Origin of the sequence: Phascolarctobacterium succinatutens (genome assembly GCF_958453765.1) — a bacterium.
GTDB lineage: Bacteria > Bacillota > Negativicutes > Acidaminococcales > Acidaminococcaceae > Phascolarctobacterium_A > Phascolarctobacterium_A succinatutens_B.
In genome coordinates this window covers 51,005-67,896 of the sequence record NZ_CAUDZA010000003.1, presented here as the reverse complement: position 1 = coordinate 67,896, position 16,892 = coordinate 51,005, and the positions used below count along the sequence as shown (strand labels likewise).

Sequence of the window (16,892 nt, the reverse complement as noted above, 5' to 3'; positions counted from 1 at the left end):
CTATTGCTTAAAAAATGCATATTTTGTTAACAATAAAACAACTAACTAAGAATATAGATTGTTTATATTATAAATTTATAATATAAACTTGATGTTAGTGAAGAAATGCACTATAATAAAATTGTACATAGCGTGCGGTCATCCCCAATGCGCATGCCTAAATATGTATACCTTGTTCATATGCATTCTGTTCCAATTTGCCTGGATTTTTCCAGGCTATTTTTTTTGTGTTATACAGGGAATTTTTGCCTATGACCACAAAAGTTGTACTAGGATGATCAACAGATTTGAACTAGGTCGAGCATAAGAATGAATTATATAAATTACAAAATGTATCAGGCCTTAATCACTAGGTCAACACAAGTAATAAATAATGGACTAATGCCATTTTTATGCATAGGTAGATATTGGCCTGGGTCTACAATATAAGTGTTGATAGATCTAGAAGTTTGTTAGATGTTTAAGAATTTCTTGAAGTCTGGTAAATAATGGCGTGAAACAGGAATTTCTTTATAGTCACAGTTTTCTAAAGTGAGTATAAAGGTATCATTGAACCAAGGAATTATCTCTCTGATTTTACCAATGTTAACTATATATGATTTATGGGTACGAAGAAAGCCGTGCTCCTTAAGTTTTTGCTCTAAATCTTTTAAAGGGGTATTGATTTCAAATTCACCATTATTAGTAGAAACAATAATTTTTTGTTCTTGTGCTCGTATAAGACTTATCTCAGTTTCCGGGTTTAGCAGAATCATTTTATCGTTATGCCAAATAGGAAGTTTAAAACTATCCTTATGTTTAATATTATCAGTTTGCTTTTTGAAATTTCTATATCGCATTATTGTAATAAGGATGCGCTCCTGAGTATATGGTTTTAAAACATAATCAAAGGCCTGCAAATCAAAAGCTTGGACAGCGAACTGACCATAACCAGTAGAGAAAACAATTTGTGGTGGGTTAGGGATGGTGGTGCGTATAATACGCGCAATATCTAAGCCGTTAATTTGAGGCATTTCGATATCGAGAAAAACAATATCTACAGTACTGTTTTGAAGATAATCAAGGAGTTCTTGACCTATAGCACATTGAGCTACAATTTCAATATCACTGATATTGCTTAGAATAGTAGCTAGCTCTTGGCGAGTTGGGTATTCATCATCTACAATTATAGTTCTAATCATTGTTTTCGCTCACCTCTTGAAAAGGAATTTTCATAATAACTATGGTACCATTATTCATGCTACTATAGATTTTAAGTTTGTTTTTTGGACCATAAAGAGTAATTAAGCGTTGGTTTACATTAGTAAGTCCTATTGAATTCTTAGGCTTCGTGTTGTCAAAAATATGTTTCAATCTATCTGATGTCATACCTAGCCCGTCATCAATTACGGCAATACGGAAAGAATTTTTTTGCTTGTCAATTCGAATAATAATTCGTCCACCCTCAAGTTTTTGATACAGTCCATGACGGATAGCGTTTTCAACAATAGGTTGTAGTATGAGAGCTGGGACTAGGAATGATTCTTCGATGTTTATGTCATAATCTACTTTTAATCTGTCACCAAAGCGTGCCTGTTCTAAATGAATATAAGCATTGATATGCTGAAGTTCGTTTAGAATAGAAATCATGGTATTTCCATCTGTCAAATTGTTCCTATAATAGCTAGCGAGATCATTGATAAGAGATTTAGCAGTTTGAGGTTGTTGAGAACAGTAGAAACTGATAGTACTCAAAGCATTGAAAAGAAAATGGGGATTAATTTGAGATTGTAGAGCTTTAATTTCTGCCTTATCGTATAGACCCGCCTTTTCTTTAATGCTATGAACAGTGATTTGGTTGGTAATCATAGTACCAAGGCCATGAGCTAATGTGGTTTCAAAAGGAGTAGTTTCGGAGTCTAGAATATGGCCGACACAGAAGTAACCGACATGGTGTTTATCATTATAAATAGGAACATTAATATAGGAGCGAATAACATCTAGATTCTTCGCATCTTGCTTGAAAGAAGTTTTGAAAAGATTTTGAAAGTCATCTACTAAAAAAGAGACGAAGGGGGCTTCGGTGCGGTAGGAGGAAAAGCCTAATATCTCATCTAACGATGTAATAGCTACAAAATCAAATGTTTCTGCTTCCTGAAGAATAATATCAGCAGTTTCTGAAGCACTGGTAGTATTTAAGCCGTCTTGTAAAATAGAGATAGAATTATTAGTGATTTTTAACGCTGTTTTGGCACTGATTCCTTCTATTTTTTCTTGTTGATTATAAAAATCTTCTAATATACCCATAAATGCGCCAGCACCTATAGAATAACTAAAGAGAGTAGGAAATAAGATATCTTCAACAGTATAACTGTTAGGCATCGTAGTAGTGTTTAATGATATATTAATGACAAGGTAGAAAAAAGTGAACATTAAACCTAATATAGAGGCATCAGCATAAATGGCATGTTGCTTCTGAAGCCAGGTAGCAAAAAAGCCTGCAATAAGACCGATTAAAATTACCAATATATAGTGATATGAAAACGGAGCATAAGGTACAAGAAAAAAAGCAAGGATAGAGCTGATAAGACCTGTAGCTGTACCTACGATTGGCCCGCCGATAAGTCCTGAGACCATAACAAAGGCAAGCTGATTATTAATGCAGCGAGTAACTAGTTGAGCTCCGAAAAAAGCATCTACAAGGGAAAATGCTACAAAGATTGCAATGAATTTTAGTTTACTTAGATTGTTTTTTGCAAGGGTGTTGATTGTGTTCCTGATTACTGATGTACGGCAAAGGAGAGAAAATAGGATAGTAGCAAAGAATAGCCTTGCACATAGATTAATTATAACATTATACCAAAGCATAGAAAACTCCTTAAATGTAGTTAGATAAACAACAATCTATATTATTATTCTAACACAAAAATCTCTCATTAATAATAAAAAAAACAAGATACGGGAAAATATCTCTAACATGCATGTGAGAGAATTATAATGCAACTTTCTGGGATAAGATTATAAAAAATAGAGATTTAAATGCATATTTGGCAAAAAGACTATGATGATAAAATTCTAATGTTGCTGCTAACAAGGGAATTCTATAAGTGATGATTTGTGTATCAATATTTAAAAATATACATTTGATTCACTCTAAATTTTTAATTTACAGCAACAATAAAAAATCGTTTTTATAAAATATGTTAGAGATATATTTGTTATCTTGTTGAATGGCAGATAGAAAAAATATGTTACATGAATTCATGACTATCCTACAGTATCTTAGGCAGGATTTTCCGCAACTTACTTCTAAAATGAAATACAGTTATTTTTGTATGCTATAATACAAATAAGTAATATAACTGAATTTATCACAGGTTTTTGCGAACAAAAATGTCGAAAAACGATATATATTTACGAGTGTAAAGGAGGAGGATTTTTTATGAAAATTAAGGTTGCAGCTATCCAAATGAATTGTGAGTTGGCAAATGTTGATGCTAATCTCGCTAGAGCAGAAAAATTGCTGAAGGAAGCAGTAAATCAAGGTGCTAAATGGGTGGTATTTCCAGAACTTTTTAATACGGGCTACTGGATTCCCAAACAAGATGTGGAATTAGCTGAAGATATTCCTTCTGGTCGTACTACTAAATGGATGATTGAACAAGCTAAAAAATACCAAATTCTTGTTACTGGTTGCATTATAGCTACTACCAAAAACAAAGGTATTGTTACAGATACCGCTTTGACAGTAAATGAAAATGGTCTGATGGGTAAATATGACAAGGTTCATCTTTGGGATAATGAGGAGCTGCGGTTCCAAAATGGATGCGAAGTTCCTGCTCCTGTAGAATATGGTGATTTGAAGATTGGGCACCAAATTTGTTATGAAATTGGCTTCCCAGAATTATCTCGTTTGATGGTACTTAAAGGTGTTAATGTTATTGCTTATCCGTCTGCTTTTGGTAGAGCACGTTATTATGTATGGGACATCCAATCTAAAGCTCGAGCATTAGAGAATGGTATTTATGTAGTCGCTGTTAACCGTGCAGGCGTCGATGATAATACAGTTTTCTTAGGTGGTCATTCTCGTATTATAGCTCCAAATGGCGAAGTTCTGTGTGAAGCTGATAGAGATAGCGATGCGGTACTTGTTGCGGAAATAGACGTTGATAAGTGTACTGAAGCTCGTAGGACGGTTCCATATCTGCGTGATTTAAACAAAGCTTTAGTTAAATCTGAGTGGGAAAAAGTATAATTTGATTATATTTAAGAGAGGAGGTCTGTAATTATGTCATTAAATACCTGGATGATATGCGGACTGGCACTATATGTTTTATTTGTAGTATACGTTGGTTTCTTAGGAGCAAAAAAAATCAAGGGTTTAAGTGATTTTGCTGTAGCCGGCGAATCTATGGGACCAATTCCTTTAGGACTTGCTTTTGCAGCATCCTTCTTCTCTGCAGCAACGTTTATGGGGTATGTTGGCTTCTGTTATGCTTGGGGAGCTACCGGCCTGTGAATTTTTCTTGCTATTTTTATGGCATCAACCCTGGGATTTATTCTGTTAGCTAAGGGCGTACGTAATACTAATATAGAGCTTAAATCTATATCAATGGCCGACTGGTTGGCAAAACGCTATGATAGCGATGTGTTACGTGGTTTGTGTTCCATAGTATTTATCATTCAAATTTTTTACATTGCCGGTCAATTTTCAGCAGGTGGCAGTTTGTTGTCTGGTATGATTCAAGGTCTTGACTATACTACTGCTATTATTGGCGTAACCGTTATTACTGTTTTGTATGTAACTGTTGGTGGCCTGTTTGCTGATATCTATACTAGTATCGGTCAAATGTGCCTCATGATTTTCGCAGGCGTATTCGTATTCATATCCGGTATAATGATGTTTAAAGGAGGGTTAACAGAAGTTTCTGATCTTTTGGCTGCTCAAAATCCTAACTTTGTAACAGTGCTTAATCCTGACTCTCTTCATATGTACAGCTATGCAGCAGTATTTGGTGTTATGTTTATTGAATTTGCTTTTGCCGGACAACCACAGTTGCTTAACAAAATTATGGCACTGAAGAATCCTAAGGATATGTCCAAGATGATTTGGACATGGATAGTAGCATCTTTCTGCTGCCTCTTAGTAATGTTTGGCGGGTTATATATGAGAGCTATTGATCCTAACCTGAAAGTAGCAGATATGGCTGTTATAGAATATGTAAAGTTGTTCCATCCGATTATTAGTACGATATTGTCAGTAGCGATTGTGGCAGCATTGATGTCTACTGCGTGCGGTCTGATTCTTGTTATTACTACTTGTATTAGTAATGATTTATTTTTGCAGACTCTTGTTAAGCATAGAATTATTCCTATGGAGCAAGATGAAGCTGAGAAATTAGCTTATCGCATGACAAAGGTTTTACCAGCGTTAATTGGAGCGTTTTCTCTTTATCTGGTATTTAATCCACCTCCATTTATGGGTGTTATGGTTTGGATTGGTATTTCGGGCGTATCCGCGGCTACTCTGGCACCTTTGATTTTTGCTCTGTTTATGCCTAAACTGGCAAATGCTAAGGCCGCTATTATTGGTGCTATCGTAGGTGAAGGTGTATATTTCTATCTGTATTTGATTGCTCATATTGAGCGTTCTGTAATGGCAGCTGGTGCTTGGGGTGTTATAGTTAGCTTTATTGTAATGTATGTTTTGGCAAGTATGTGGAAAGAAGATACTAAAAAAGCTCAAGCGATTCGTGATGCTAAATTAGCTAAGAAATAAGAGGAGGTTATCAAAATGTTGTGGCATAGTTCAATGTTAACTGTGTGGGCAGCTCTTTCTGTTCTTACTGTAGTAATCTCTTACATTCTATTGAAAAAATGGTATTAACCAATGGATTCTTTGTAATCTAAAATTAGAAAAGGCATTAGTATAATTTTTGTGGTTAATCTAGTTTATGCTAGTATGGGTTAATGGCTGGGGCATATTGCTCCAGCCATTTTTGTCTTTAAAGAGTATCAGAGCTCTCTTCTTTTATTCAATGCAACTGTTATTTATACGTCATAAGCGTCAAAGCAGCTACTTAATAACACTGGATTGAAAATTTAGTTATAAGATCTTTTGGTTTGAGTGTATGTAAAAGTATAGATATATCGACAGCTAACGGCAAGCTTACAGAGGGTATTAAAGTTGCTGTAGCAGCCTTTTATTCTCGCAATTTATCTATCAAGGTAAAACGTGGCAAAAAAGAGAATTTGTTGCAGAAAAATCATAATGGAGGAATTTCTCCTTTGGGGTATGACATAGCGCCGGATGGAACGTATGTTATTAATGAATATGAGGCTATAGCTGTCAAAAAAATCTTTTCTATGAAGATTGAAGGTGCAGGCTATGGAAAAATAGTTGATTGGTTAAAAGCAAATGGCTATAAAACCAAGCGTGGTGGAGATTATAGTAAAGGCGCTATACATGATATATTGCGTAACCGCAAATATATAGGTGTCTTGGAACTTGGCAAGAGTACCAAGCATAATAGTAGAAAGAAGGCTGACAACTATATGGAATTTGAAGATGCTCTTCCTGCGATTATAGAAAAAAAGGATTTTTTGACTGTAGAAAAGATTATGGCTAGATGTCGTAATGGCGCAACAAATGCGAAAGAAATATATGCGCTTAGTGGCCGTATTTTCTGCGAGTGCGGAGCAGCTATGTCTGGAACTAGAAGTGGAGCCAGAGGAAATAAATACATTTATTATGCTTGTAGCAACCAAAAAAATAAACATGGTAATTGTGACGTTTCTATGGTGCGCAAAGACAAAATAGAATATGTTGTTTATCTTGCTATTGTTGACTACATAAAGGCTCACAAGCAGTCTATTATTGCGGAATTTTTAAATCAGTCTGAGAATAGAGAGGAGAAAGTTCGTGCGGATGAACTGCGTCAAAAAATTGGGGTACAAAAAAACAAGGCTAAGAACCTTCTTGCCTTGTATGATGGAACAGATGATATGGTATTAAACGCTTATAAAGAAGCTAAGAAAACTTTAGATATGATGGAGGCAGAACTTATTGAGTTGAACAAGAATGACTATTCTGCTATCAATCAAGATATTCTGGAAGCTTTCATTGATTCGTTCATTACTGAAGTAGGGGTTTCTGACGCTTTCCTGAAGAAGTTTTTTGACTCCTTGGATGTAAAAGTAATTGTAAATAATAAAAACGCTGAAATTCAGTTGAATCTCAGCGTTTTGCCTTTCGTGGTAGCGCTAAAGGGAATCGAACCCTTGATTTCGCCTTGAGAGGGCGACGTCTTAGCCGCTTGACCATAGCGCCATTTGGCTCCGGGACTAGGACTCGAACCCAGACCGAATGATCCAGAGTCACTTGTGCTACCATTACACCATCCCGGAGTAGCAGTTCTTTTTGAGCACGCTCATCAGAACAATAACGATTATAGCAGATAGATAGCAGTTGGTCAAGTGCTTTTTTTGAAAAAAGTAGAATTTTTTTAGAAAAAGTTTTAGAGGACCGGCAACGTTTGTTTGAATTATAGATTGACGCATATGCTTTAACATGATAAAATCAAGATAATACAACGATTAAATAACAGTGAATAAATATTCGTGACAGGGAGTGATAGCATGAAGCTTTTACATTTGTCGGATCTGCATTTAGGAAAAAAACTCAATGAATTTTCTCTTTATGAGGACCAAAAATATATTTTACAACGTATTGTACAGATGATTTGCGCCAAGCAGCCTGATTGCGTACTGCTTGCCGGAGATATTTACGATAAACCTGTGCCGCCGGCAGAAGCTGTCGTTTTGTTTGATGATTTTCTGAATCAGTTGGCGGAACTGAAGGTGCCTGTGTGCATCATCAGCGGCAACCATGATTCGGCGGAGCGCCTGGCGTTCGGCGCGCAGCTGATGAGCGGCAGCGGCATTCATTTTGCGGGCAGCTACAGCGGTGAGGAGCAGAAGCTTGTGCTGGAGGACGAATTCGGCAGGGTGAATATTTTCCTGCTGCCATTTTTGAAGCCTGCTGTTGTGAAGCATTGGGCACCTGAGGAGGATGTAGCAGAGATTACAGGCTACCATGATGCGGTGAAATATGCTGTGTCGCAGCTGCAGTTGGCACAGGACGAGCGCAATGTGCTTGTTGCGCATCAGTTTGTTACCGGCGCTGTTACCGCAGGCAGCGAGGCTGTTAATGTGGGTGGTCTGGATAATATCGGTGCAGAGGTTTTTGCTGCTTTTGATTATGTGGCCTTGGGACACATCCATAATCCGCAGAATGTCGGCGGTAATGAGCGCATCCGCTATTGCGGTACACCGCTGAAGTATTCCTTCAGCGAATGGCAGCAGCAAAAATCCGTGACGCTGGTGGAGCTTGCCGAAAAAGGCAATATGAAGGTTACGCAGCTGCCGCTGACGCCGTTGCGTGAGGTGCGCTATTTAAAGGATACCTTTGAGAATTTAATGACAAGACCGAATTATGCCATGTTTCCGATGGATGAAAATGGCTTCCTGCAGGATTTTTATTATCTGTCGCTTACGGATGAAAACGATGTAACTAATGCTATGCAACGCCTGCAGACTGTATATAAGAATTTGCTGCAGCTTGATTATGACAATAAGCGCACGCAGGCGAATGCAGAATTGGAAATAACGGAAGATTTGGTAGAGAAAACACCGTTGGAGCTTATTGATGATTTTTATCGCCTGCAGAACAATCAGGAGCTGAGCGAGGAGCAGAAGCAGTATCTGACGAATCTGCTGTCGGAAATGGGAGGTGACGTATTATGAGACCGCTGAAGCTGGTTATGAGTGCGTTTGGTCCGTATGCTGGGCAAACCGTTATAGATTTTTCCAAGCTCGGAGAGCAGGGGTTGTATCTGATTACCGGTGATACCGGTGCCGGCAAAACCGTAATTTTCGATGCTGTTTCCTATGCCCTGTACGGACAGACGAGTGGCGGTGTGCGTGATGCCAACATGCTGCGCAGCCAATATGCGGATGCCGATACGCCGACGTTTGTGGAGCTGGAGTTTTCCTTCCGCGACAAGTGTTACAGGGTAAGACGCAATCCTGAGTATCGCCGTCCGTCGAAGCGTGGCGGCGGTATGACAAAGGAAAAGGCCGGCGCCGAGCTGTACTATCCGGATGGACGCGTACCGGTAACGAGAATGTCTGATGTAGACAAGAGCATTGTGGAGCTTTTGGGGCTTAATCACAAGCAGTTTACGCAGATTACGATGATTGCTCAGGGACAGTTCCGCAAATTTTTGGATACTAATACGGATGAGCGCAGTAAAATCTTCCGTGATTTATTTCATACATACTTCTTCCAACAGCTGCAGGATAAGCTGAAGCAGGATGCTGCGGCTAAGCGTAATGAATTTATCGAGCAGCAGCGCCGAAGCGAGCAGGCGCTGAACGGCATCAGCTGCATTTATTCTGCTTATACGGAAAAGCTGCAGAGCTTTGCTTTGCGTCACTATGAAGGCTGTGTTGAAGAAGTACTGGCCTTGGTTGACACAATTATTGCTCTTGACGAAAAGGAACAGCAGCAGGTGGCGGCAGCGGCGGCTATTGTGATGAAAAATCTGACTGCGCTGCAGGACAGTTTGGGAGCTATTGATAAAAAGCAGCAGCTTGAAAAGTATATGCAGACGACAGAAGCCAGAATAGCAGGCATGCAAAAGCAACTGGAGCAGGAAGCAGCTGCAGCAGTGCAAAGACAGGAAGCTCTGCAAAAGCTTGAGGCAGAGGTCAGCGAAGCGCAAAAGGGCGAGGTGGAGCTGGCACAACTGCAAACAGAAAGGCAGCAGCTGGCTGCACGGCAAAGAGAGCTGCTGCAACTGCAGGATATGCAGCAGCGTTACCAAAGGCAGGAGGTTGCACTTCTGCAGAAGCGTCAGGAGTATAAGCAGGCCTGCGATAATTTCAATCATCTTAATGAGCTGAGCGACGCTTGCTTTGACAGATTTTTGGGCGCGCAGGCGGGACTTTTGGCACACGATAAGCTGAAGCCCGGCAAGCCCTGCCCGGTTTGCGGTTCCTGCGAGCATCCGCAGCCTGTGCAGCTGGCGCAGGACGCACCTACCGAAAATGATGTTGAGCAGGCGCGCGCTAAAGCTGAGGCTGCTCAGAAGATAAGGGATGGTCTTATAGGTGAAGGCAAGGCTTTAAAGGAACATCTGGAGCTGGACAAAACCTTGCTGCTAGGCAAGGGCGTGGAGCTGCTTGGCTGTGATGATTTGAAGCTGATTGCCGAAAGAGCGCAGGCAGAACTAAAGGATGTTAATAATAAGATTACGTCCCTGCGTCTGAAGATGGGCTTCTTGCAGGAAAAGGTGGAGCAATACCGTAAGCTGGCGAAAACTTTGGAGCAGCAGAAGGCTGCCGACAAGCAAGCGGAGACTGCGGCACAAAACTTAAGGCAGCAGATGGCAGGTGCCGAAGGGCAGCTGCAGGAGCTGAAAAAGCAGCTTGCCGAGCAGAATGAGCTGCTGACGGATGTGGATGAACAGGAGCTGCAGCAGGAGCATGAAAAGCTGTTGGCGCAGCAGCGTGAGCTGGAGCTGCAGGATAAGCGATTGTATGCCGCCATCAAAAACAATCAGCGTATTAAGCAGGAGGTCAGCGGCTACGAAGCGCGCAGGGCAGCCTGCGAAGCTGAGTACAGCTTGATCAACAGCCTTTCCGCCACGCTGAACGGAACCTTGACTGGCAAAAAACGCGTTAATCTGGAAACCTATGTGCAGATGCACTACTTCGATAAAATTCTGCAGCGTGCCAATGTAAGGCTGTTGCACATGAGCCGCGGCCAGTACGAGCTGTGCCGTGATAAAATGCAGGATGCGGACAGCAAGACGGGCAACAGCAAAACAGGCCTCGATTTGGAGGTCAAGGATTACTACAGCGGTAATTTGCGCAGCGTCAAAACCTTAAGCGGCGGCGAATCCTTCATGGCATCGCTGGCGTTGGCGCTGGGGCTGGCGGATGAGGTGCAGTCCTGCGCAGGTGGCATTCAGCTGGATACGATGTTTGTCGACGAAGGCTTCGGCTCGCTGGATGACAGCAGTCTGCAGCAGGCTATTGCTACGCTGCAGGGCCTCAGTGAAGGCCATCGCCTTGTAGGCATAATTTCACATGTACATGATTTGCAGGAAATGATTGACAAAAAAATTCTCGTCAGGAAAAAACGCGGCCAACAGGGGACAGGCAGCGAAGTCGCACTGGTGGTAGATTAAGGTAAAAATATCTCTACGGAAACAGAAAATCACTTTACCATAGATTGTCAGTGTGATAAAATAATCTTTATACTTAAAAAGCAAATTTATTGCTGACATGTTCGTAGCAGCAGTTAAAAAAACAATTTATGGAGGGCTTGACGATGAAATTATTGGAAGAAAAAATTGTTAATGACGGTGTTATCAAAAGCGGTAATGTCCTGAAGGTTGACAGCTTTTTAAATCATCAGATTGATGTGCCGTTTGTTGCGGAGCTTGGTAAAGAATTAAAGCGCTTGTTTGCAGACAGGAATATTACTAAAATCCTGACTATTGAAGCCTCTGGTATCGGTATTGCCTGCGTTGCGGCAATGTATTTTGGCGTTCCGGTAGTGTTTGCCAAGAAATCCAGCGGCAGCAATATGGATAAGGATGTTTACTTCACTCAAATTTATTCCTATACCCATAGCAAAACAAACGACGTTGTTGTTTCCAAAAGATTCCTGTCCAAAACAGACCATGTGCTGATTATTGATGACTTTCTGGCTAACGGTTGTGCATTGGAAGGACTTATCGATATTGTACGTCAGTCCGGCGCTACTGTTGAAGGCGTTGGCGTTGCTGTAGAAAAAGGCTTCCAGGGCGGCGGCGACAAGCTGCGCAAAGCCGGCTACAACCTGCATTCCTTAGCTATTATTGATAAGATGGATGCAAAAACCAACACAGTAGTGTTCAGACATGAGGAAGCGTAATGAGCGAAAAACAATATAGTGATACGATATACGACTTAGACGGAAAAATATCTGTAAGCATAGCGATTCCCTTCGGCCTGCAGCATATTCTGGCGATGTTCGTAGCGAATATCGCTCCGATTCTGATTGTAGCCGGTGTGGTAAAAATGCCGGTAGAGCAGAGCGGTGCTCTGGTGCAGTCGGCAATGCTGGTAGCAGGCATCGGTACGCTGATTCAACTTTATCCAATATGGCGCGTGGGCAGCGGGTTGCCTATCGTTATGGGCATTAGTTTTACTTTCGTATCTATCGCCTGCGTTATCGGTGCTAAGTACGGTTACGGCGGCGTTATGGGTGCGGTGCTGGTTGGCGGCTTGCTGGAAGGCTTTTTAGGTCTGGGCGCAAAATATTGGCGCCGTCTGATTCCGCCGATTGTTGCTGCTACCGTTGTTACCTCTATCGGTTTCTCTTTGCTGGCGGTAGGTGCTAACTCCTTCGGCGGCGGCTTCGGTAACCCGAACTTCGGTGATGCTCCTTATATTATTGTAGGCACGATTACTTTGGTAAGCTGCATTGCCTACAATATTTTCGCCAAATCCTTTTACAAGCAGCTTTCCGTGCTTTTTGGTTTGATTGTCGGCTATGTAGTTGCTTATTTTATGGGCATGGTAAACATGAGCAAGCTCGCTGAGGTTAAGCTGATTGCTATTCCTCAGCTGATGCCTTTTACCATGGAATTCCATCCTGATGCAATTTTTGCATTCTTTTTGATATTCCTGGTTTCCGCTACCGAAACCATTGGTGATACCTCCGCCATGACTGCTATCGGTCTGCGCCGTGATGTTAAGGAAAAAGAAATTTCCGGCTCCATTGTCTGTGATGGTCTGGTAAGCAGCTTGTCTTCTGTTTTCGGTTGCTTGCCTATCACCTCCTTCAGCCAGAACGTAGGCCTGATTGCTATGACGAAGGTTGTTAACCGTTTTGCTATCATGACAGGCGCTGTTATTATGATTATGGCAGGCCTGTTCCCGGCGCTTGGCGTACTGCTGGCATCTCTGCCGGAGGCTGTTTTGGGCGGTTGCACCTTGATGATGTTCGGTTCTATCGTAGTCAGCGGCGTGCAGATGATTGCCAACTGCGGCTACAATTCCCGTAATGTAACGATTGCTTCTCTGGCACTCAGCATCGGCATTGGCTTTACTCAGACACCGGCAATTTTTAAGATTTTCCCGGATCTGATTAAGAATGTTTTTGCAGAAAACTGTGTAGCTGTAGTTTTTATCGTGGCTATGGTGTTAAATATCATTCTGCCTAAAGAGGAAGAAGAATAGCGATACGTGTTTTAAAATAAAGAGGGGTTACAAATGAAGATTATTGATGCCCATATGCATTATTACAATGTTGATGGTTTTGTGCAGGTTGCAGCCAATGCAGGTTATGAAAATACAGCGACCTGCTGGCAGAAAATATGCGAAGAAAACAATATCGTTTTTTCCGTAGCTATGGGCAACACTAATTATACGTCTTCGAAATACGGTGGTGTTACACCGCGCATGATTGACCTTGCAGCGCCTTTTGACGAGGAGCATTACAATCAGCCGCAGAACATTGGCTATTGCATGGGTGTAAACAGCGAGGCTATAACCGAAGCAAATGCGGAAAAAACAGCGCAGGAATTTGAACGCTTCATTAAGGACCCGCATTGTCTGGGCATTAAGCTCTATCCCGGGTATAATGCTGTCTATGTCAACGATAAAAGGCATTGGCCGCTGTTTGAACTGGCGCGTGCTTATAATGTGCCTGTTGCAATTCACACAGGCGATACAGCCTGGCCCAGCGGTCTTTTGAAATATTCGCATCCGCTGACTGTTGATGAAGCAGCAGTGGAGTTTCCTGATGTTACCTTTGTTATAGCGCACTGTGGTTGCCCATGGTTCGCCGATGCGGCGGAGGTGGCCTGCAAGAATGCCAACGTATGTATTGACCTTTCCGGTCTGGTGGAGGGCAATCCTAAACCGCTGATGCTGCTCGAAAGACAGCGTGGCTTTTTGCGCCAGCTGCATACCTGGCTGAATTATCTTGGTAATTACGAAAAAATCATGTATGGCAGTGATTGGCCGCTTGTAAATATTCCCCTGTATATCTGGATGATCAGCCACGTTGTTCCCGAATGCTATCACGAGGATGTATTTTATAACAATGCAGTAAGGATTTACAGTAAAATCGGCAAGCTGCTGGAAAAGTGCGGAGGTTGAGATGGGACAGCCTGATATCAAAGAAATAGAGGCAGGACTTAAAGATTGGGACTTTGTGCGCAATCTGCCTGCTGCTATAGGTGATTATACCCTTGTGCCGGGCTCCGGCATCGACGGACAGATTTTGAATATTGCAGCCTATGTGCACGAAGCGTCGCACTGTCGTCTTGATTTGACTTATACAAAAGAAACCTTTGACTATGTGCCGGTAAAAACCGTTGGCTTGCACACGTTTCGTGATGTGCGTTTCTTTTGCCGTGACCGCGAGCACTTTGCCGACATGATGGGCAAGAGCCTGCCGGATATTCTGGCCAGCATGGACAAGAAAACCGTGCATACGCTGCCGTATGAAGCGAAAGCGCTGCATTTTGAGCAGTGGGACTACTGGCGCTCGCTGCCTGCTCAGGTAGGCGATTATGAGCTGTATATTACGCCCGATAATCCCTTGCCTTATATCAATGGTTCCTTTATCTTTTTGGATTATACTGATTTTAAGCATGGCAATCAGATATACTTTTCCTATAATATTTTCCGTGATGAGCTGTTTGCGGAAATGCGCAAGAATCATCTGCCATTGACCACAGACGCTTTTGACGTGCTGGGCAACGTGCCGGCAGAGGATAAGCTGCAGGCGTTGCAGGTGCATATGGAAGCAAATTTAATGGCTACATTGGAAAATTTAAAAAAAGTATAAAAAGCTGTTGACAAAACAAGGTCAAGCCTGTATAATATAATTCGTAGTTGATTGGCCCGGTGGTTCAGTTGGTTAGAATGCCGCCCTGTCACGGCGGAGGTCGTGGGTTCGAGTCCCATCCGGGTCGCCAATCATGCCTCGGTAGCTCAGTTGGTAGAGCAAAGGACTGAAAATCCTTGTGTCCACAGTTCGATTCTGTGCTGAGGCACCATATTGCGGAAATAGCTCAGTGGTAGAGCACCTCCTTGCCAAGGAGGGGGTCGCGAGTTCGAATCTCGTTTTCCGCTCCACCTTTTAAGGCGACATAGCCAAGCGGTAAGGCAGAGGTCTGCAAAACCTTTATCCCCAGTTCGATTCTGGGTGTCGCCTCCATTTTTATTTCTTAAAAGGTGTTAATTAGTTATGTCTGCCGCGGTGGCGGAACTGGCAGACGCAAGGGACTTAAAATCCCTCGGGTAGTGATACCCGTACCGGTTCGATTCCGGTCCGCGGCACCAGATATGCGCAAACATTTTGTGTAGAGAGTGTAACTTTTATCACAGTTCCAGTAACAGTTACATTAGTTACGAGGAGGTCTATCGCACGTTTGGCGTAGTCCATATTGTTCTTCACAAAAATTTCACTTTTAATAGTCGTCAAAAAGGCGACTATTTTTTTATTATCCAGACTTTCTACGGATTTCACAGAAACTTCACAAATAGATTTATTGATTTCTCTCAGCTCCACCTTAATCTGGTTCAGCCGTTGGCGGTCAAACTCGTCTGCTTCGCCTTCTTCAAAAATTTTATAGATATTGTTCAATTTCTTTTCGGCAGCGGCTTTACGTTTTGCAAGAGCTTCTTGTTCTGCAGCATGTCGGGATTCTTCTTCTTGGTAGCCTTTGGCGATGGCATCGGCTATCCTGCGCATACCGGACACAGTAAAGACAACGCGCTCTAATATCTGCATTACCCAGTGCTCTAATACTTCGGCACGTATCATGCGTTGCTGACACTTTGAAGTAGGAGTCTGTTCTTTGCGCGTGCAGCCATAATAATAATAACGCTGGCGCACACGATGGCCAACCATAGCACTTCCACACTCGCCGCAGAATACTTTACCGGAAAGCAGGTAATCATGTTTGGCTGTATATTTGGCGGCGTGGCAGCGGTTGCGTTCGCGTTTTGCTTGTACGATGAAGAAGTCTTCTTTGCTGATAATTGCTGGCAGGGCATCTTCGATAGAGATATAATCATCTGGCCTTTTTTGAGAGTGCATATTACGTTTCCCTTTACCTTTCGGAATTTTGTTGAATGTATATGTGCCTATATATTTCTCATTGCCGAGAATATCATACAGACTGTTTTTACCGAACGGCTTGCCGCTTTTAGTGGTGAAGCCTTTGCTATCCAACTCACGGCAGATTTCAGCATAACCTTTGCCTGCAAGGTATAGCTCAAAAATAAGGCGCACAGCAGCAGCTTCACTTTCATCAATAACATATTTTTTATCCACAATCTTATACCCAAGAGGTGGACAACCGCCGTTAAAGAGTGCCTTATAGGCGTTTTCGTTCAATCCCTTCTTTGTTTCTTTTGCGAGGTTGCGGGAATAATAGGCAGACATACCAACCATAATAGTTTCCATTACCTGGCCTTCAGGAGAAACAGTATCAATGGGTTGGGCAGCATATTCATAGCTTATGCCCAGACGTTCGAGTTTATCTTTGAATGTAAAATAATTTAGCTCGTTTCTGGAATTGCGGTCAATCTTATGGAAGATTATTACGTCGAATTTGTCTTCCATAGCATCGGCCATCATCTTGTTGTAAGCGTCGCGCTTTGTTATTTCGCGCCCGCTTTTAGCTTCGTCGGCGTACGTGTCGACGACGATATAACCTTTGTTTTTTGCATACGCTTTGCAGGCGCGCAGCTGCGCGTCGATGCTCTCTTCACGCTGCATGTCGGAAGAGAAGCGCGCGTAGATAACTGCTCTTTGCATAGAGTCATCTCCTTTTAAA

The 16,892-nt window shown here is 42.1% G+C and carries 12 protein-coding genes, 7 tRNA genes and 1 pseudogene; 15 read left to right on the top strand and 5 right to left on the bottom strand.

The genetic code is table 11. The features are described 5' to 3' along the window. Positions 1-452: 452 nt before the first annotated feature. Positions 453-1,181: a LytR/AlgR family response regulator transcription factor gene (locus Q7Q81_RS02575; protein ID WP_303710848.1), complete on the bottom strand. Its 729-nt coding sequence runs from the start codon at positions 1,179-1,181 to the stop codon at positions 453-455. Next, positions 1,174-2,847 carry a histidine kinase gene (locus Q7Q81_RS02570; RefSeq protein ID WP_304273505.1) on the bottom strand — a complete coding sequence of 558 codons (1,674 nt, stop codon included), beginning with the start codon at positions 2,845-2,847 and terminating at the stop codon, positions 1,174-1,176. Before Q7Q81_RS02570 ends, Q7Q81_RS02575 begins: the two co-directional genes overlap by 8 nt. A 574-nt stretch (positions 2,848-3,421) precedes the next feature. Between Q7Q81_RS02570 and Q7Q81_RS02565 the strand changes: the two genes are divergently transcribed. The 4 genes from Q7Q81_RS02565 (at position 3,422) to Q7Q81_RS11035 (ending at position 7,275) form a co-directional block, all read left to right on the top strand. Next, complete coding sequence (locus tag Q7Q81_RS02565; protein ID WP_293808772.1) at positions 3,422-4,234, top strand: carbon-nitrogen hydrolase family protein; 813 nt, start codon at positions 3,422-3,424, stop codon at positions 4,232-4,234. Positions 4,235-4,267: 33 nt separating this feature from the next. Beyond that, the gene (locus Q7Q81_RS02560; RefSeq protein ID WP_304273504.1) at positions 4,268-4,498 is read left to right on the top strand and encodes a hypothetical protein; all 231 of its coding nucleotides are present in this window, start codon (positions 4,268-4,270) and stop codon (positions 4,496-4,498) included. Positions 4,499-4,516: 18 nt separating this feature from the next. Then, positions 4,517-5,758 carry a sodium:solute symporter family transporter gene (locus Q7Q81_RS02555; RefSeq protein WP_304273503.1) on the top strand — a complete coding sequence of 414 codons (1,242 nt, stop codon included), beginning with the start codon at positions 4,517-4,519 and terminating at the stop codon, positions 5,756-5,758. 344 nt (positions 5,759-6,102) lie between these two features. Beyond that, positions 6,103-7,275 carry a recombinase family protein gene (locus tag Q7Q81_RS11035; RefSeq protein ID WP_368502103.1) on the top strand — a complete coding sequence of 391 codons (1,173 nt, stop codon included), beginning with the start codon at positions 6,103-6,105 and terminating at the stop codon, positions 7,273-7,275. Here the strand turns inward: Q7Q81_RS11035 and Q7Q81_RS02550 are convergent. Both Q7Q81_RS02550 and Q7Q81_RS02545 read right to left on the bottom strand, forming a co-directional pair. Then, positions 7,235-7,309 (bottom strand) — tRNA-Glu (locus Q7Q81_RS02550). The two genes, Q7Q81_RS11035 and Q7Q81_RS02550, sit on opposite strands and share 41 nt — an antisense overlap. 3 nt (positions 7,310-7,312) lie before the next feature. Next, positions 7,313-7,386: transfer RNA gene (locus Q7Q81_RS02545), tRNA-Gln, on the bottom strand. Positions 7,387-7,617: 231 nt separating this feature from the next. Here Q7Q81_RS02545 and Q7Q81_RS02540 point away from each other — a divergent pair. The 11 genes from Q7Q81_RS02540 (at position 7,618) to Q7Q81_RS02490 (ending at position 15,390) form a co-directional block, all read left to right on the top strand. Further along, positions 7,618-8,784 carry an exonuclease SbcCD subunit D gene (locus tag Q7Q81_RS02540; RefSeq protein WP_304273502.1) on the top strand — a complete coding sequence of 389 codons (1,167 nt, stop codon included), beginning with the start codon at positions 7,618-7,620 and terminating at the stop codon, positions 8,782-8,784. Continuing rightward, positions 8,781-11,234 carry an AAA family ATPase gene (locus Q7Q81_RS02535; RefSeq protein WP_304273501.1) on the top strand — a complete coding sequence of 818 codons (2,454 nt, stop codon included), beginning with the start codon at positions 8,781-8,783 and terminating at the stop codon, positions 11,232-11,234. Before Q7Q81_RS02540 ends, Q7Q81_RS02535 begins: the two co-directional genes overlap by 4 nt. A gap of 143 nt (positions 11,235-11,377) precedes the next feature. Beyond that, a complete protein-coding gene (locus Q7Q81_RS02530) occupies positions 11,378-11,965 on the top strand; it encodes a xanthine phosphoribosyltransferase (RefSeq protein ID WP_021719273.1) in 588 nt (195 codons plus the stop codon). Continuing rightward, positions 11,965-13,275: a uracil-xanthine permease family protein gene (locus Q7Q81_RS02525; protein ID WP_304273500.1), complete on the top strand. Its 1,311-nt coding sequence runs from the start codon at positions 11,965-11,967 to the stop codon at positions 13,273-13,275. The genes Q7Q81_RS02530 and Q7Q81_RS02525 overlap by 1 nt, the downstream gene beginning before the upstream one ends. A gap of 33 nt (positions 13,276-13,308) precedes the next feature. Next, complete coding sequence (locus Q7Q81_RS02520) at positions 13,309-14,199, top strand: amidohydrolase family protein (protein WP_304273499.1); 891 nt, start codon at positions 13,309-13,311, stop codon at positions 14,197-14,199. Between the two features lies 1 nt (position 14,200). After that, entirely contained in the window at positions 14,201-14,893 is a 693-nt protein-coding gene (locus Q7Q81_RS02515) for a hypothetical protein (RefSeq protein WP_304273498.1), read from the top strand. 53 nt (positions 14,894-14,946) lie between these two features. Next, a tRNA-Asp gene (locus Q7Q81_RS02510) sits at positions 14,947-15,023 on the top strand. Positions 15,024-15,028: 5 nt separating this feature from the next. Further along, positions 15,029-15,104, top strand: a tRNA-Phe gene (locus Q7Q81_RS02505). Positions 15,105-15,108: 4 nt separating this feature from the next. Then, positions 15,109-15,183: transfer RNA gene (locus Q7Q81_RS02500), tRNA-Gly, on the top strand. 8 nt (positions 15,184-15,191) lie between these two features. Continuing rightward, a tRNA-Cys gene (locus Q7Q81_RS02495) sits at positions 15,192-15,265 on the top strand. A 36-nt stretch (positions 15,266-15,301) separates the two neighbouring features. Continuing rightward, positions 15,302-15,390: transfer RNA gene (locus Q7Q81_RS02490), tRNA-Leu, on the top strand. Positions 15,391-15,847: 457 nt separating this feature from the next. Here the strand turns inward: Q7Q81_RS02490 and Q7Q81_RS11030 are convergent. After that, a pseudogene (locus Q7Q81_RS11030) lies at positions 15,848-16,834 on the bottom strand (recombinase family protein); the annotation flags it as partial. Between the last annotated feature and the right edge of the window lie 58 nt (positions 16,835-16,892).

Excerpts from the sequence above, each read along its gene's own strand:
- Q7Q81_RS02575 (WP_303710848.1), bottom strand. The coding sequence starts at position 1,181 with ATGATTAGAACTATAATTGTAGATGATGAATACCCAACTCGCCAAGAG.
- Q7Q81_RS02570 (WP_304273505.1), bottom strand. The coding sequence starts at position 2,847 with ATGCTTTGGTATAATGTTATAATTAATCTATGTGCAAGGCTATTCTTT.
- Q7Q81_RS02565 (WP_293808772.1), top strand. The coding sequence starts at position 3,422 with ATGAAAATTAAGGTTGCAGCTATCCAAATGAATTGTGAGTTGGCAAAT.
- Q7Q81_RS02560 (WP_304273504.1), top strand. The coding sequence starts at position 4,268 with ATGTCATTAAATACCTGGATGATATGCGGACTGGCACTATATGTTTTA.
- Q7Q81_RS02555 (WP_304273503.1), top strand. The coding sequence starts at position 4,517 with ATGGCATCAACCCTGGGATTTATTCTGTTAGCTAAGGGCGTACGTAAT.
- Q7Q81_RS02540 (WP_304273502.1), top strand. The coding sequence starts at position 7,618 with ATGAAGCTTTTACATTTGTCGGATCTGCATTTAGGAAAAAAACTCAAT.
- Q7Q81_RS02535 (WP_304273501.1), top strand. The coding sequence starts at position 8,781 with ATGAGACCGCTGAAGCTGGTTATGAGTGCGTTTGGTCCGTATGCTGGG.
- Q7Q81_RS02530 (WP_021719273.1), top strand. The coding sequence starts at position 11,378 with ATGAAATTATTGGAAGAAAAAATTGTTAATGACGGTGTTATCAAAAGC.
- Q7Q81_RS02525 (WP_304273500.1), top strand. The coding sequence starts at position 11,965 with ATGAGCGAAAAACAATATAGTGATACGATATACGACTTAGACGGAAAA.
- Q7Q81_RS02520 (WP_304273499.1), top strand. The coding sequence starts at position 13,309 with ATGAAGATTATTGATGCCCATATGCATTATTACAATGTTGATGGTTTT.
- Q7Q81_RS02515 (WP_304273498.1), top strand. The coding sequence starts at position 14,201 with ATGGGACAGCCTGATATCAAAGAAATAGAGGCAGGACTTAAAGATTGG.